This is a genomic window from Phytobacter diazotrophicus (assembly GCF_052061655.1).
Lineage (GTDB): Bacteria > Pseudomonadota > Gammaproteobacteria > Enterobacterales > Enterobacteriaceae > Phytobacter > Phytobacter diazotrophicus.
The window spans coordinates 2,448,419-2,461,643 of record NZ_CM125428.1; the positions used below are offsets into that span (position 1 = coordinate 2,448,419).

Sequence of the window (13,225 nt, forward strand, 5' to 3'; positions counted from 1 at the left end):
ATAATTCAACTTTACCCACACTAAAACCTGGCACAACATCAACGTCATAAAAATTTATCCGTGACCGGGAAAACACAATGACTAACGTATTTATCGATGGCGAGCAGGGCACCACAGGCTTACAGATCCATGACCGACTGCGCGGCCGCTCAGACATTACCCTGATGACGCTGCCTGTTTCGCAGCGCAAAGACACGCGCCTGCGGGCCGGGATGCTCAACAACTGCGATATTGCAATTCTGTGTTTGCCCGATGAGGCCGCTCGTGAAGCGGTAACTTTGGTGGAAAACCCGCACGTGCGGATTATCGATGCCAGTTCAGCCCACAGGGTTACGCCAGGCTGGACATATGGTTTTCCTGAAATGAGTGCCGACCAGCCCGAACGCATCCGGGCGTCAACGCGCATTACGAACCCTGGCTGTTACCCAACGGGCGCGATTGGTCTTCTGCTCCCGCTGGTCAATGCCGGACTGTTGCCTGCCGATTACCCCCTTTCTATCCATGCTATTTCCGGCTATTCGGGCGGGGGAAGGGCTGCGATAGAACAGTTCGAAGGCAAGCAGACCGATTTGGCGCCCGCGTTTCAGGTCTATGGTTTGGGTCTCAGGCACAAACATGTTCCGGAGATTGCGCGCTACGCAGGGCTCTCTGTGCCGCCCGTCTTTATGCCTGCCTACGGCGCGTACCGTCAGGGGATTGTGCTGAGTGTGCCGCTCCAGCAACGCCTGCTGCCCAAAAATGCCAGTGCCGTGGCAATCCATGCCTGCCTTACAGAGCATTACAGTCATAGCCAACATGTAAAGGTGCTGCCCCATATTACAGCGGGTGATGCAGAGCGCATCAACCCGGAGCGCCTGAACGGTACTAATGACATGGAGCTTGGCGTTTTCTCAAACCCCGAAAATGGACAAATACTGCTGACTGCCGTCTTCGATAACCTGGGCAAAGGGGCATCGGGCGCTGCCGTGCAAAACCTCAATCTGCTCATCGATACCTATTAACACGCGGCCAGGGTGTCGGGCTTTACGCCCGGCGCCAGCCCCCGAGCGGACGCTAAGCCGAACATGACGATGTCTCATGTTGCAATGAAATTAACTCGCTTTCTCTCATCCAGAGGCTCTGGCATAAATATGTATTATTAACTTATTGATAACATGAAAACTGCGGAATGAGACACCCGGTTGCTTAATAAAATAAGCCAGTTTTTATGTCAGAACTCAGGGTGCAAAATTACAATGAATAAAGATTTCACATTTACCATCAAAAGCAGTCGCTTCGACGAAAATTATAACCCCTCAGAAAATACCCGTATCACCACTAACTTCGCTAATTTAGCCAGAGGCGACAATCGTCAGGAGAATCTGCGTAATACGCTAGTGATGATTAATAACCGTTTCAATGCTCTGGCCTACTGGGATAACCCGCGCGCCAATCGTTATTCTGTTGAACTTGACATTATCTCCGCTGAACTGAATGTTGGCGATGAAGGCAATGATGATATTGCGTTTCCGGCAATTGAGATATTGAAAACGAATATCGTTGATAAAGAAACAAACGAACGTATAGAGGGCATTGTCGGGAATAATTTCTCATCCTATGTGCGGGATTATGACTTTAGCGTGTTGCTTTTAGAACACAACAAAGGCCAGGAGGAATTCAGTATTCCGGATGATTTCGGCGACTTGCATGGCAAGTTATTTAAGCATTTCGTCAATTCCCGTGCCTACAAAGAAAACTTCAAAAAGTCACCGGTGATCTGCCTGAGCGTGTCCAGTAAAGATATCTATCATCGCACCGGCAATCAGCACCCTGTATTAGGCATTGAATACCAGCCCAACGGCACGTCGCTGACGGAGCAGTATTTCAACAAAATGGGCCTGCGAGTTCGCTATTTTATGCCGCAAAATAGCGTTGCGCCGCTGGCTTTTTATTTCTCTGGTGATTTACTGCGCGATTACACCAGCCTTGAGCTTATCAGTACTATCAGCACGATGGAGACGTTCCAGAAGATTTATCGACCTGAAATCTATAATGCCAACGCTGTCGCCGGTCACTATTATCAGCCAGACCTGAACCACCAGGATCATTCATTAACCAAAATTGTGTATGACCGTGAAGAGCGCAGCCAACTGGCTATTGAGCAGGGCAAATTTACTGAAGAACACTTTATTAAACCCTACAAAAATATTCTTGAACAATGGTCCGCTAACTTCGCTCTTTAATTAACCAGGATTAAAAGGTCATTTATTATGAAAACATTGCTTCCCACCTCAACGGCTGGCAGTTTACCCAAACCGTCCTGGCTTGCAGAGCCCGAAAAACTGTGGTCGCCCTGGAAATTACAAAATGAAGAGTTAATTGAGGGGAAAAAAGATGCCCTGAGTTTATCTCTCTACGATCAACTGCGGGCAGGGATTGATATTGTCAGCGATGGCGAACAAACGCGCCAACATTTTGTCACGACCTTTATTGAACACCTCAGCGGCGTTGATTTTGAAAAACGCGAGACCGTCAGAATTCGCAATCGCTACGATGCGAGTGTTCCGACCGTGGTAGGTGCGGTGGCGCGTCAAAAACCGGTTTTTGTTGACGATGCCAAATTTTTGCGGCAACTGACTAAACAGCCCATTAAATGGGCGTTGCCCGGGCCGATGACAATGATCGATACGCTCTATGATGCCCATTACAAAAGCCGTGAAAAACTCGCCTGGGAATTTGCAAAAATTCTCAATCAGGAAGCGGCTTTGTTGAATAAATCGAACTTTTGCTGAGTTGAAGGATCAGATCACGCATCTTCCCGACAACGCAGACCGTTCCGTGGCAAAGCAAAAGTTCAAAATCACCAACTGGCCCACCTACAATAAAGCCCTCATCAACCGTGGCTCCATAACTTTCTGGCTGGATGATGAAGCTATTCAGGCCTGGTATGAGTCAGCAACACCTTCTTCACGAGGCAGACCTCAGCGCTATTCTGACCTTGCCATCACGACTGTGCTGGTCATTAAACGCGTGTTCAGGTTGACCCTGCGGGCTGCACAGGGTTTTATTGATTCCATTTTTACACTGATGAATGTTCCGTTGCGCTGCCCGGATTACACCAGTGTCAGCAAGCGCGCAAAGTCGGTTAATGTCAGTTTCAAAACGTTCACCCGGGGTGAAATCGCGCATCTGGTGATTGATTCCACCGGGCTGAAGGTCTTTGGTGAAGGCGAATGGAAAGTCAAAAAACACGGCAAAGAACGCCGTCGTATATGGCGAAAGTTGCATCTAGCCGTTGACAGCAACACACATGAAATCATCTGTGCAGACCTGTCGCTGAACAATGTGACGGACTCAGAAGCCTTCCCGGGTCTTATCCGGCAGACTCACAGAAAAATCAGGGCAGCATCGGCAGACGGCGCTTACGACACCCGGCTCTGTCACGATGAACTGCGGCGTAAGAAAATCAGCGCGCTTATCCCTCCCCGAAAAGGTGCGGGTTACTGGCCCGGTGAATATGCAGACCGTAACCGTGCAGTGGCTAATCAGCGAATGACCGGGAGTAATGCGCGGTGGAAATGGACAACAGATTACAACCGTCGCTCGATAGCGGAAACGGCAATGTACCGGGTAAAACAGCTGTTCGGGGGGTCACTGACGCTGCGTGACTACGATGGTCAGGTTGCGGAGGCTATGGCCCTGGTACGAGCGCTGAACAAAATGACGAAAGCAGGTATGCCTGAAAGCGTGCGTATTGCCTGAAAACACAACCCGCTACGGGGGAGACTTACCCGAAATCTGATTTATTCAACAAAGCCTCAGGAAGCCAAAGAACTAGAGGCTGCGGGTGTTGATATTATCCAGTTTGATGAACCGGCTTTTAATGTCTTCTTCGACGAGGTGAACGACTGGGGTGTTGCCGCATTAGAAAGAGCCATTGAAGGGCTGAAATGCGAAACGGCGGTACACATCTGTTACGGCTATGGCATTAAGGCCAATACCGACTGGAAAAAGACACTGGGCTCTGAGTGGCGGCAATACGAAGAGGCGTTTCCCAAACTGCAAACATCGAATATCGATATCATTTCACTGGAATGCCATAACTCGCGTGTTCCCATGGATCTGCTGGAACTGATTCGCGGTAAGAAAGTGATGGTAGGGGCGATTGACGTGGCGACTTCGACCATCGAAACGCCTGAAGAGGTCGCCAGTACGCTGCGTAAAGCTCTCCAGTTTGTTGATGCCGATAAGCTTTATCCTTCGACTAACTGTGGCATGACGCCGTTATCGCGTCGGGTCGCCAATGGTAAGCTCAACGCATTAAGTGCGGGTGCGGAAATTATCCGCCGGGAACTTGCGGGAAAATAATGTCACCCGTTATTGGTGAATTTAAAGAATGCAGTCCGGGTCAGGGGAGGGGATAAATATCGTCCTTGACTGAATAACCGGACTATGCAATATCTGTGGTGGCCGCGCTAAAAGATGTAGCACGGCTACTCTATCACTTTTTGATTGCTTAAATCTGCAAGCAGTATTTATATAATATATTTTTGTTATCCCGTTGTGATTGTTGTGCTCGCTCACCGGGCGATAATTTATTTAATGCCTCCCTTTTCGATAATAACCTGTTTTATATGTGATTTTTCTTTATGAAATAAATAACATTCAAAACTATTTAACCTTGCTTAATACTAAGTAAGGGTTCCTTAACTAAAATTTTATCTATTGCAGATATAAAGATAAGCCCACCGGCGCCGATAAAAATAAAACTGTATATGCGCTGATGAGGCTGAACATGACCATTCTTAAAAAACTGACCTTAATATTTATTTTTTCAATTGTGATAATGATCACCCTGGGTGGACTTAGTCTGAAAGCGCTCAACAACGCACAAAACAGATTCGAATATGTGACAACAAATAGTATGCCGAGTATCAGTAAACTCAGTGAGGGGTTGCTACACAGGGAAGAGGCGAGGCGTCAGATTCTTATGTCGTTGCTGGTAAACCAGATAGATGTATTTGAAAAACACATAGGTACAGCAACCAGTGAGTTAAATAAAGTTCAAAGCATATTAAATGAATACCAGTCAAATCTGATTTCAGACCAACATGATGGTGAATTAATTAAAAAAACCATCCGCGCGTTTGAAGACTATAAAGTAAAAGTGATGGACATGAAAAGTGTCTATGAGAAAGAAGGTATTGATGCGGCGAGATTAATGGTCTCCGATGGAGGAGTTACGGCCACCGCTTCTGTGGCGCTTAGCGCGGCGATACAAGAAATGCTGGAATATAACTATAAAATCGCTGTTAATTATGCCGAAGAGAACCACAATCAATATCACGAAACAGTGTGGTTTTTGAGTATCATCATTATTGTTGCGGTGGCCCTTATTGCCCTTTTCTCATGGCAAATCCTGACCTATCTGAAAAAAGGGTTGCGTACTCTTCAGGAAAGCATGGCAACCATCAGCGATACCCTGAATCTCACCCTGCGATTAAATATTGATAAAAACGATGAGCTGGGTATTACTGCTAAAAGTTTTAACGGTCTGGTTGAAAAAATCAGAGGGGCATTATCAAGCGTAAAAGATGCAAGTAAAGAAGTCGATACCGCTGCGAATGAAATTGCGGTCAGTAACGACGACCTTTCTTCACGGACTGAATCTCAGGCCTCTTCTCTGGAGGAGACGGCGGCAAGCATGAATGAGTTGTCAGTTACCGTCAGTCACAACATGGATAATGCCAAACAAGCGAATGCGTATATTGGGCAGGTCCAGTCGATAGTCAATGAAAGCCACCAGGAACTCGGTGCGCTGAAAGGGTCTATTGACGATATTTCGTTATCCTCAAGCAAGATTGCAGAAATTACATCCATCATTGACGGTATCGCTTTTCAAACCAATATTCTTGCGCTCAATGCTGCGGTGGAAGCCGCGCGTGCCGGTGAGCAGGGTAAAGGGTTCGCCGTAGTGGCAGGAGAAGTGCGCTCTTTATCCCAGCGCTCCTCCGTTGCTGCACGCGATATTCGCGACTTAATTGAAGAGGCGCTGAAAAATATCAACAAAGGCGTCGTGTATGCGGCAAGTGTGACAACGAAGATGAATAATGCGCTGGGAATGGTAGATGAAACGACACAGCTTATTAATCAGGTAAACCACTCTTCCGGCGAGCAGAGTTATGGCATCGAACAGGTTAATATTGCAGTAAGCCAAATGGAAAGTAACCTGCAACAGAACGCGGCGATGGTAGAGCAGATGGCCACTGCGGCAAACTCGTTGAGTCAGCAGGCCAGTACGCTCTTGAAAGAAGTTGAAGCGTTCAACCTGTAAAGTACACCTTATCGCCACAACAGACCTGCCCCTGTTTCGTTTCAGACATCAATAAAATATGGGGCAGGCCTGTTTACCGGAGATCAGGCTGCGACTCAGTGGTAACTATAAGTCAATCACCAGTTCCCCGGAGTGGCTACGGGAGCAACACAGCGCGATATGTTGCGCGGCGGCGGATTTCTCTGCTGCCGATTGCACGGTATCCCGGTGATCGACAACGCCGTCGATAACCGGCGTCAGGCAAGCCCCGCAGATCCCCATCTCGCAGGAAAGCGGTACCGCCACGCCATTATCCTGTAGCACTTGCGCGATACTCTTATTCGCCGGTACCGGCCATTTCTCCCCGCTGGACGCCAGGGTAATCGTAAAGGTCGCTGCATCTTGCGCAGTCGCAGTCGGGGCAGCAGGCGCAAAGGCCTCGCTGTGGATGTGCGTCTCCGGCCAGCCTTTTTTCAGGGCAGCGTCCCTGACCGCCGCCATAAACCCCTCGGGTCCACAGGTGTAAATACGCTGTTCGTCGCCGGGGGCGGGAAGCAGGGTTGCCAGCCACTGACGTGGGCTCGCCCCCTCAGCAGAACAGTGCACCACGCAAACACCGTGTTTAAGTGGTCGGGAGAGTTCGCGCAAAAATGCGGCTTCTTCACGGCGTTTGACGAAATAGTGCAATATAAATGGCCTGCCTGTGGTCTCCCGTTGCAGCAGCATTGCATACAGAGGAGTGATGCCAATTCCTGCCGCCAGCAGCAGAACCGGGCCATCATCGCGCAGGGCAAACAGGTTGCGCGGTGCGGAAATCAGTAAGCTCTGGCCGGGGCGTAGCGTCTGGTGGATATAGCGTGAACCGCCACGCGATGCGCGCTCCTGCGCCACGCAGATAAGGTAACTCCCCGCTCTGTTGTCACCAGTCAGGGAATATTGGCGGATCAGGCCGCAGGGCAGATGCACATCAATATGGGCACCGGGCTCCCAGCCGGGCAGGGGCTCGCCACTGGCGCTAACCAGCCGTACGGCCAGACTTCTGTCACCCTGACACCATAATCCGTCAACCACCACGTTCAGCATCTCGTTCATGGCGCACCTCAAACCAGGAAAAACTCGCCAAAGCCCATTTTTTTCAGGCCACGGCGATAGGCAATCGAACTTCGGTCTGCCGGAATATGGGCTTCCAGCGTCAGATCCAGCGGCAGCCTTTCCGGGCGTTGGGTTTCGACCATCAGACGGTCTTCTTCAAATACGCGCAGGTTAAAGGCATGGACATCCTCAACGGGGACATGCAGATCGAAATTACGTGCGATAGGCGCGAACATGCGAGTCACACGTGATGAGACGGGCGATGCGGCATTCATGATCACCAGCCGCGCCTCGCCGGGAAAATGGATCGTCAGCGTGGCGGTAAACGGCAGATGCATTTCGAAATGACGCAGCCACTGAAAGCCGTCCGGCGCCTGATGTTGGGAGCTTGCCGGATAATTGCCTACCGAACTCCAGTAATCGGCGACAAACCCGAACTCGGTTTCCTGCGGGTTATAATCGGGGACGACCTGGTTGTTGGCATCGGCAAAGGTTGCCGTGTGGATCCAGGCGAAGTGGGCCACATCGAGAAACCCTTCCACCTGCCGTCCGGCGAAACCGTTCACTTCAAAAGCGGGGCAGTTGATCTGCTGAAAACCAGCGTCCTCCCAGTGCGGCATTGTCGGCAGTGGCTGGGGGTTTTCCGCGTCAAACGCCAGGCACGTCCAGATAAGACCGTAGCGCTCTTCAACCGCATAGGTTAACAGGTTGAGTTTCGCCGGGACCACCTGGCCGGGGCTGGAGGGGATGCGGTTACAGCGGCCATCTTCGCCGAAACGCAGCCCGTGGTAGGGGCAGACAATCCCTTCGTCGTCGTGAAAACCGAGCGTTAATGGCACGCCACGATGCGGGCAGACATCGCGGGCGACCACCACCTGACCTTTCACGCGGTAAATCACCAGTTGTTCATCCAGCAGCGTGGCTTTGACCGGCGCGGCGCCAATATCACAGGCGCGGGCGACCGGATGCCAGCATTTTGCCAGACGTAACCAGTCCTCCGGTTCGAAGGTGCAACGGGCGGGTGGGGTGGGGAGTGCTGTATTCATGGTCATCCTTCCTGCTCACGGAAAAGCAATTGTTTAATTGTTGTAACTTTATTGTTGTCATATTAGGGTGTGCACATCCATCACCATTAATTCACTGCCCCGTTGCAAAAAAGTGTACAGGTGCTGCATGAGTCCATTTTCGCGTTTCGCCCTCTACTTCGCCGAAGTTGCCCGCAGCGGTAGCCTGCGCCGTGCCGCCGAAAAATTGCATATCTCTCCCTCAGCCATTAACCGACAGATCCTGCAGGCCGAGGAAGCGTTTGGTACGCCGCTGTTTGAACGGCTACCGGAAGGCTTACGGATGACCACCGCGGGAGAATTGCTCTACGACAATCTGCTGCGCTGGCAAAAAGAGTTTCAGCTTACCCGGCAGAAATTTGATGAGTTGCAGGGGCTTAAGCGCGGCACGGTTAGCGTGGGGATGGTGCAGGCGCTGGCCGAGGGGAGCTTTGCCAGTGCGCTGGCCGATATTATTAGCGGGCAACCCTGGCTGGAGCTGGTGTTACAGGTCGCGGATAGCCATACCGTCAGCCAGAAAGTGCGGCAGGCGGATCTCGATTTTGGCTTGATCCTCGATCCGGAGGGGCAGACAGGGTTAAACGTGCTGGCATTCGCCGAGCTGGAGATGGGGGTCGTGATGCGCCCGGATCATGAAATGGCCCAGGCATCGGCATTGTCGTTGGGCGAGCTGAGCGAGGCGCGACATATCCTGCCCGGAGCGCCCCTGATTGTGCATGATCGTGTCGGCATGCTCTATCGCCACTACGATCTGGCCCCGGCAAACACCATCAACTGTAACGATATCCGGCTTATCAAATCGCTGGTGTTAAAGGGTAGCGGCGTCACCGTGCTGAGCCTGCTGGATGTGCTGGATGAGGTGAAGAGCGGGCAACTGGCGTTTGTCCCGCTGCGTAACAAGCTGCTGCGTCCGCTGACTCTGGCGCTGTGCACCGCCCCCTCGCGCCAGCTTTCCCGTCCGGCGCAGATGGTCATCCAGAAGCTGACCGCCGTGATGGAGGAGATGCAGATTCTCCACCCGCCGTTGGTCTGATCCCCGGTGGCGCTGCCGCTTACCGGGGCTACGGGGTATCGTTGCCTGTGAGCCGATTACCCTAATGGCCCGCCCTGAATGGTGTCGCACAGACCGTTGATAATGCGCTCGCCGCTCTCTTCCTTGAGTTCCTGATACCAGGCCTGCGTCAGCGCCATATCCTTACCGTGTGTAACATCGCAGCGTTTACGCGCTTTGAGCACCAGATCGCGCACCCGGTCACAGCGCTGCGCTTCATACTCTCGCAGCGCGCTTTCAATGTTGGTCTGCGTACGGAAAATCTCCCCCAGCACCACCGCATCCTCCATTGCCGCGCAGCCGCCCTGGCCGATATCCGGCGTCGTGCTGTGCCCGGCATCGCCCAGCAATGCCACTTTGCCTCGCACCAGTTTATCGAACGGCTCGATATCATGGATCTCAATGCGGTTGGTGGTCTGCGGATCAAGTGCGGCGATCAGCCGCTGAACCGGCGGCGCCCAGCCGCTAAAGTAGCGTGTTAAATCGTCACGCAGCGTGGTGCGGTCTTCGGCAAGCCCGGCAGGCAGCGGCACATCGAAGAAAAAATAAAAACGCCCATCAGAAACCGGCATCAGCGACACCCGTTTGCCTTCGCCGACAAAAGTGGTCCACTGCTCGGCCGGGGCAATCGCTTCGTCGATCTTCACCAGGCCGTTCCAGTTGACGTAACCCGCATAGCGGCGTTGCGGCGTGTAGCCCAACACGTAAGGACGCAGCGCCGAATGGCTGCCGTCGGCGGCAATCAGGAAATCACCGTGCGCTGTAGTGCCATCGGTAAACCACGCGGTAACGCCGTCGGCGTTCTCTTCCACGTTGCTTACACGCTTGCCAAACTGCACCTTATCGCGTCCCCAGTGATTGAGCATTTCGCGCTGCAACTCTGCGCGCGATACCGGGCACGGACGGCCACCAACCCGCTCAACCAGCGGTGCCAGGCTAAATTGCGTCAGGGTTTCGCCCTGGCGGTAATCTTTATAGGCCATAAAGCGCATTGGGCCGCCGTAAGTCTCCATCATCTCACCCATACCCAGATGACGCATGCATTTCACGCCGTTGGGCCAGATGGAAATCGCCGCACCGACGGGTTTGATCTCTTTTACCGCCTCAAAGACGTCACACGCGATGCCTGCGTTTTTTAACGCTACGGCAGCGCTCAGCCCGCCAATACCTGCGCCAATCACCAGTGCTTTCATTCTGATCTCCTTTTATCTGCGTATCAGAGGTTCAGCAATTTGCGTACCAGAATGTGCAGACGCGTAACCACAGGGTAAAGCGTGCAATGCACTGTTGTGTTGCACTATTGTTGTGCGTATTTGCATTAGTGTTGCCTTTTTGTGAATCAAAAATTTCTTTAATGAAAGGCAGGAATCTAAAGTTTCACAGTGATGGCAGGGATTGTTGACTCTGGCCTGCTTTGTGCATCAGGCCGTTGACGCTCATAAATAACAGGATGCAAGACCATGTCTGATGAAAAAAACAACGGTTTATTGTACGGGCTGGAACAGCAGATCCCGCCGCTGCCCGCTTTTTTCAGTGCGTTACAGCATGTGCTGGCCGGGTTAGTCGGGATCATCACGCCGCCGCTCATCATTGGCGCGACGCTGGGACTGGGCGAGTGGATGCCTTATCTCATCAGCATGTCGTTGCTGGCCTCGGGTATTGGCACGTTTTTACAATCCAACCGCGTATGGGGCATTGGGGCCGGGATGATCTGCATGCAGGGCACCAGTTTTGCGTTTCTCGGCGTGGCTATCGCTGGTGGGATGTGGGTCAAAGGGCAGGGTGGCACTGCCCAGGATGTGATGGCGATGCTGTTTGGTGTGAATGTCGTTGCCGCGCTGGTGCCGATTATCGTCAGCCGTTTTATTGAGCCGCTCAAACGCATCTTCACGCCTGTCATTACCGGTAGCGTGATTGCCCTGATAGGTATCAGCCTGATTAAAGTCAGCGTGAATAACTGGTGCGGCGGTGTACAGGCGAAAGATTTTGGCAGCATGAGCAATATCGCCCTTGGCGCAGGCACGCTGGCGGTGATTGTATTACTGAGCTGTGCGAAGAACCGCTGGTTGCGCCTCTCGTCTGTGGTGGTCGGCATTGCTGTAGGTTGTATTGCGGCGGCGCTTGCCGGTAAGTTTCATTTTAATGGCCTGGGCGAAACCTGGTTTCGTTTGCCCGCGCTGTTCCCGTTTGGTTTTCAGTTCAATGGCGCCATTTTCCTGCCCGTGGCGCTGGTGTCACTGGTGTGTATTCTTGAGGCCGTAGGCGATCTCACCGCCAACTGCCTTATCTCTCATCAGCCAATTGATGACAGCGCCTTTCGCTCCCGGCTGAAAGGCGGCATCCTCGCCGATGGCATCAGTTGTATGATCGCGGCGATGCTTTGCGCTTTCCCGAATACGACCTTTGCGCAAAACAATGGCGTCATCCAGATGACCGGCGTCGCCAGCCGCTTTGTCGGGCGCTATATCGGCGTGGTACTGATTCTGCTTGGGCTGTTTCCGCCGTTTGGTGAAATTCTGCGCCAGATCCCACTGCCGGTACTGGGCGGCGCGACCATGGTGATGTTTGGTTGTGTGGTGGCGGCCGGGATCCGCATCATTACCCAGAACCCGTTAACCCGCCGCGACATGCTGATTGTCGGGCTGGCGTTTGGTTTCGGTATGGGCGTCGAAGCCGTACCCGCTTTTCTCGCCCATTTCCCGGCGATTATCGGTAATCTGTTTGGCTCGGCGGCAACCTGCGGTGGTCTGGTGGCGATTGTACTGAATCTGATTATTCCGGAAGAAAAACCCGCTACCGCTGCGAAGACAAGGAGTCACGATGATCGCGCTGAATCACTTTAATCAACTGGAAGCTGATGCCGCGATGGCGCTGTTACAGCCTTGCGTTGCGCTCCCTGGCTGGGCGGCGGCGTTGGTTGCCGCGCGTCCGTTTGCCAGTCTTGCCGCGTTGCACCATACCGCGAAGGCGCTGACGCAATCCTGGGGAGGCGCCGAGCTTGAACAGGCGCTGAGCGCGCATCCGCGTATTGGCGAAAAACCTGGCGGGCAGCAGGCGCATGCCGTGTTATCGCGCCAGGAGCAGTCGGCGGTGAACGCAGATGATAGGCAACTGGCCGAGGCGTTACGGTTGGGAAATGCAGATTATGAAGCGCGTTTTGGCCGGGTCTTTTTGATTCGCGCCAAAGGGCGCAGCGCAGAAGAGATCTTAGAAGCGCTCAGGCAGCGGCTGACCCACAGTGATGCCGAAGAGACGGCGGTGGCGCTGGAGCAGTTACGGGAAATTACCTTATTACGACTGGCAGGAGCGATTGGCGAATGAGCAGCCTCAGTACACATATTCTTGATATTTCTACCGGCAAACCGGCACCCGGTGTGACGGTCTTTCTGGCGCGTGATGAGCACGTGCTGGCACAGGGAATCACCGACGGGAATGGGCGAATTGGTGCGTTTCCCGTGCCGCTGACGCCGGGGCGTTACCGGCTGGTGGCGCAGACGGGGGAGTGGTTTGCGAAGCAGGATGTGGTGACGCTGTTTCCCTGCGCGCAAATTGATTTTGTGGTTGCGCAAGGGGCAGAGGAACATTTCCATCTGCCGTTTTTAATTGCTCCCGGCGGCTGGTCAACCTATCGCGGGAGCTAATTTTGGCTGCGTTTTGACGTGCGGCTGACTCCCCCCGGTGGCGCTACCGCTTACCGGGGCTACGTTCGGTAGGGTAGCCCGGGTA

Annotated in this window: 11 protein-coding genes and 2 pseudogenes; 10 read left to right on the forward strand and 3 right to left on the reverse strand. The window is 52.9% G+C overall.

The features are described 5' to 3' along the window. Positions 1 to 77: 77 nt before the first annotated feature. The 6 genes and pseudogenes from argC to ACS0RQ_RS12035 all read left to right on the forward strand — a co-directional run bounded on the left by argC (position 78) and on the right by ACS0RQ_RS12035 (position 6,313). On the forward strand, positions 78 to 1,001 hold the full coding sequence (gene argC / locus ACS0RQ_RS12010) for an N-acetyl-gamma-glutamyl-phosphate reductase (RefSeq protein WP_271848911.1): 924 nt from the start codon (positions 78 to 80) through the stop codon (positions 999 to 1,001). A gap of 234 nt (positions 1,002 to 1,235) precedes the next feature. Continuing rightward, the gene (locus tag ACS0RQ_RS12015) at positions 1,236 to 2,222 is read left to right on the forward strand and encodes a DUF1852 domain-containing protein (RefSeq protein WP_271848910.1); all 987 of its coding nucleotides are present in this window, start codon (positions 1,236 to 1,238) and stop codon (positions 2,220 to 2,222) included. A 27-nt stretch (positions 2,223 to 2,249) separates the two neighbouring features. Beyond that, positions 2,250 to 2,741, forward strand: a pseudogene (locus tag ACS0RQ_RS12020) (uroporphyrinogen decarboxylase/cobalamine-independent methonine synthase family protein); the annotation flags it as partial. Positions 2,742 to 2,772: 31 nt separating this feature from the next. Continuing rightward, positions 2,773 to 3,741, forward strand: coding sequence for an IS5 family transposase (locus tag ACS0RQ_RS12025; RefSeq protein WP_023279773.1), 969 nt, complete (start codon positions 2,773 to 2,775; stop codon positions 3,739 to 3,741). Positions 3,742 to 3,798: 57 nt separating this feature from the next. Then, positions 3,799 to 4,347 (forward strand): annotated as a pseudogene (locus ACS0RQ_RS12030) (uroporphyrinogen decarboxylase/cobalamine-independent methonine synthase family protein); the annotation flags it as partial. Between the two features lie 427 nt (positions 4,348 to 4,774). After that, complete coding sequence (locus ACS0RQ_RS12035) at positions 4,775 to 6,313, forward strand: methyl-accepting chemotaxis protein (RefSeq protein WP_271848909.1); 1,539 nt, start codon at positions 4,775 to 4,777, stop codon at positions 6,311 to 6,313. Positions 6,314 to 6,418: 105 nt separating this feature from the next. Here the strand turns inward: ACS0RQ_RS12035 and ACS0RQ_RS12040 are convergent, their stop codons facing one another. Beyond that, the gene (locus ACS0RQ_RS12040; RefSeq protein WP_271848908.1) at positions 6,419 to 7,384 is read right to left on the reverse strand and encodes a PDR/VanB family oxidoreductase; all 966 of its coding nucleotides are present in this window, start codon (positions 7,382 to 7,384) and stop codon (positions 6,419 to 6,421) included. Between the two features lie 8 nt (positions 7,385 to 7,392). Further along, positions 7,393 to 8,430: a molybdenum cofactor-independent xanthine hydroxylase subunit HpxD gene (hpxD, locus tag ACS0RQ_RS12045; protein WP_271848907.1), complete on the reverse strand. Its 1,038-nt coding sequence runs from the start codon at positions 8,428 to 8,430 to the stop codon at positions 7,393 to 7,395. 127 nt (positions 8,431 to 8,557) lie between these two features. Here hpxD and hpxR point away from each other — a divergent pair, with 127 nt between their 5' ends. Further along, complete coding sequence (gene hpxR / locus ACS0RQ_RS12050; protein ID WP_107223142.1) at positions 8,558 to 9,481, forward strand: LysR family hpxDE operon transcriptional regulator HpxR; 924 nt, start codon at positions 8,558 to 8,560, stop codon at positions 9,479 to 9,481. A gap of 56 nt (positions 9,482 to 9,537) precedes the next feature. On the opposite strand, the gene hpxO is transcribed toward hpxR, so the two are convergent. Next, positions 9,538 to 10,692, reverse strand: a complete 1,155-nt coding sequence (hpxO, locus tag ACS0RQ_RS12055) for an FAD-dependent urate hydroxylase HpxO (protein ID WP_222556870.1) — start codon at positions 10,690 to 10,692, stop codon at positions 9,538 to 9,540. A 267-nt stretch (positions 10,693 to 10,959) separates the two neighbouring features. Between hpxO and ACS0RQ_RS12060 the strand changes: the two genes are divergently transcribed. Genes ACS0RQ_RS12060 through uraH form a run of 3 tightly spaced genes read left to right on the forward strand, consistent with a single transcriptional unit; the run spans position 10,960 to position 13,140 of the window. Continuing rightward, positions 10,960 to 12,342, forward strand: coding sequence for a nucleobase:cation symporter-2 family protein (locus ACS0RQ_RS12060; protein WP_271848906.1), 1,383 nt, complete (start codon positions 10,960 to 10,962; stop codon positions 12,340 to 12,342). After that, a complete protein-coding gene (gene uraD, locus ACS0RQ_RS12065; RefSeq protein WP_041851495.1) occupies positions 12,320 to 12,820 on the forward strand; it encodes a 2-oxo-4-hydroxy-4-carboxy-5-ureidoimidazoline decarboxylase in 501 nt (166 codons plus the stop codon). The genes ACS0RQ_RS12060 and uraD overlap by 23 nt, the downstream gene beginning before the upstream one ends. Next, complete coding sequence (gene uraH, locus ACS0RQ_RS12070; protein WP_041851494.1) at positions 12,817 to 13,140, forward strand: hydroxyisourate hydrolase; 324 nt, start codon at positions 12,817 to 12,819, stop codon at positions 13,138 to 13,140. The genes uraD and uraH overlap by 4 nt, the downstream gene beginning before the upstream one ends. Positions 13,141 to 13,225 lie beyond the last annotated feature (85 nt).

Coding starts and splice junctions, on each gene's coding strand:
- argC (WP_271848911.1), top strand. CDS start 78: ATGACTAACGTATTTATCGATGGCGAGCAGGGCACCACAGGCTTACAG.
- ACS0RQ_RS12015 (WP_271848910.1), top strand. CDS start 1,236: ATGAATAAAGATTTCACATTTACCATCAAAAGCAGTCGCTTCGACGAA.
- ACS0RQ_RS12035 (WP_271848909.1), top strand. CDS start 4,775: ATGACCATTCTTAAAAAACTGACCTTAATATTTATTTTTTCAATTGTG.
- ACS0RQ_RS12040 (WP_271848908.1), bottom strand. CDS start 7,384: ATGAACGAGATGCTGAACGTGGTGGTTGACGGATTATGGTGTCAGGGT.
- hpxD (WP_271848907.1), bottom strand. CDS start 8,430: ATGAATACAGCACTCCCCACCCCACCCGCCCGTTGCACCTTCGAACCG.
- hpxR (WP_107223142.1), top strand. CDS start 8,558: ATGAGTCCATTTTCGCGTTTCGCCCTCTACTTCGCCGAAGTTGCCCGC.
- hpxO (WP_222556870.1), bottom strand. CDS start 10,692: ATGAAAGCACTGGTGATTGGCGCAGGTATTGGCGGGCTGAGCGCTGCC.
- ACS0RQ_RS12060 (WP_271848906.1), top strand. CDS start 10,960: ATGTCTGATGAAAAAAACAACGGTTTATTGTACGGGCTGGAACAGCAG.
- uraD (WP_041851495.1), top strand. CDS start 12,320: ATGATCGCGCTGAATCACTTTAATCAACTGGAAGCTGATGCCGCGATG.
- uraH (WP_041851494.1), top strand. CDS start 12,817: ATGAGCAGCCTCAGTACACATATTCTTGATATTTCTACCGGCAAACCG.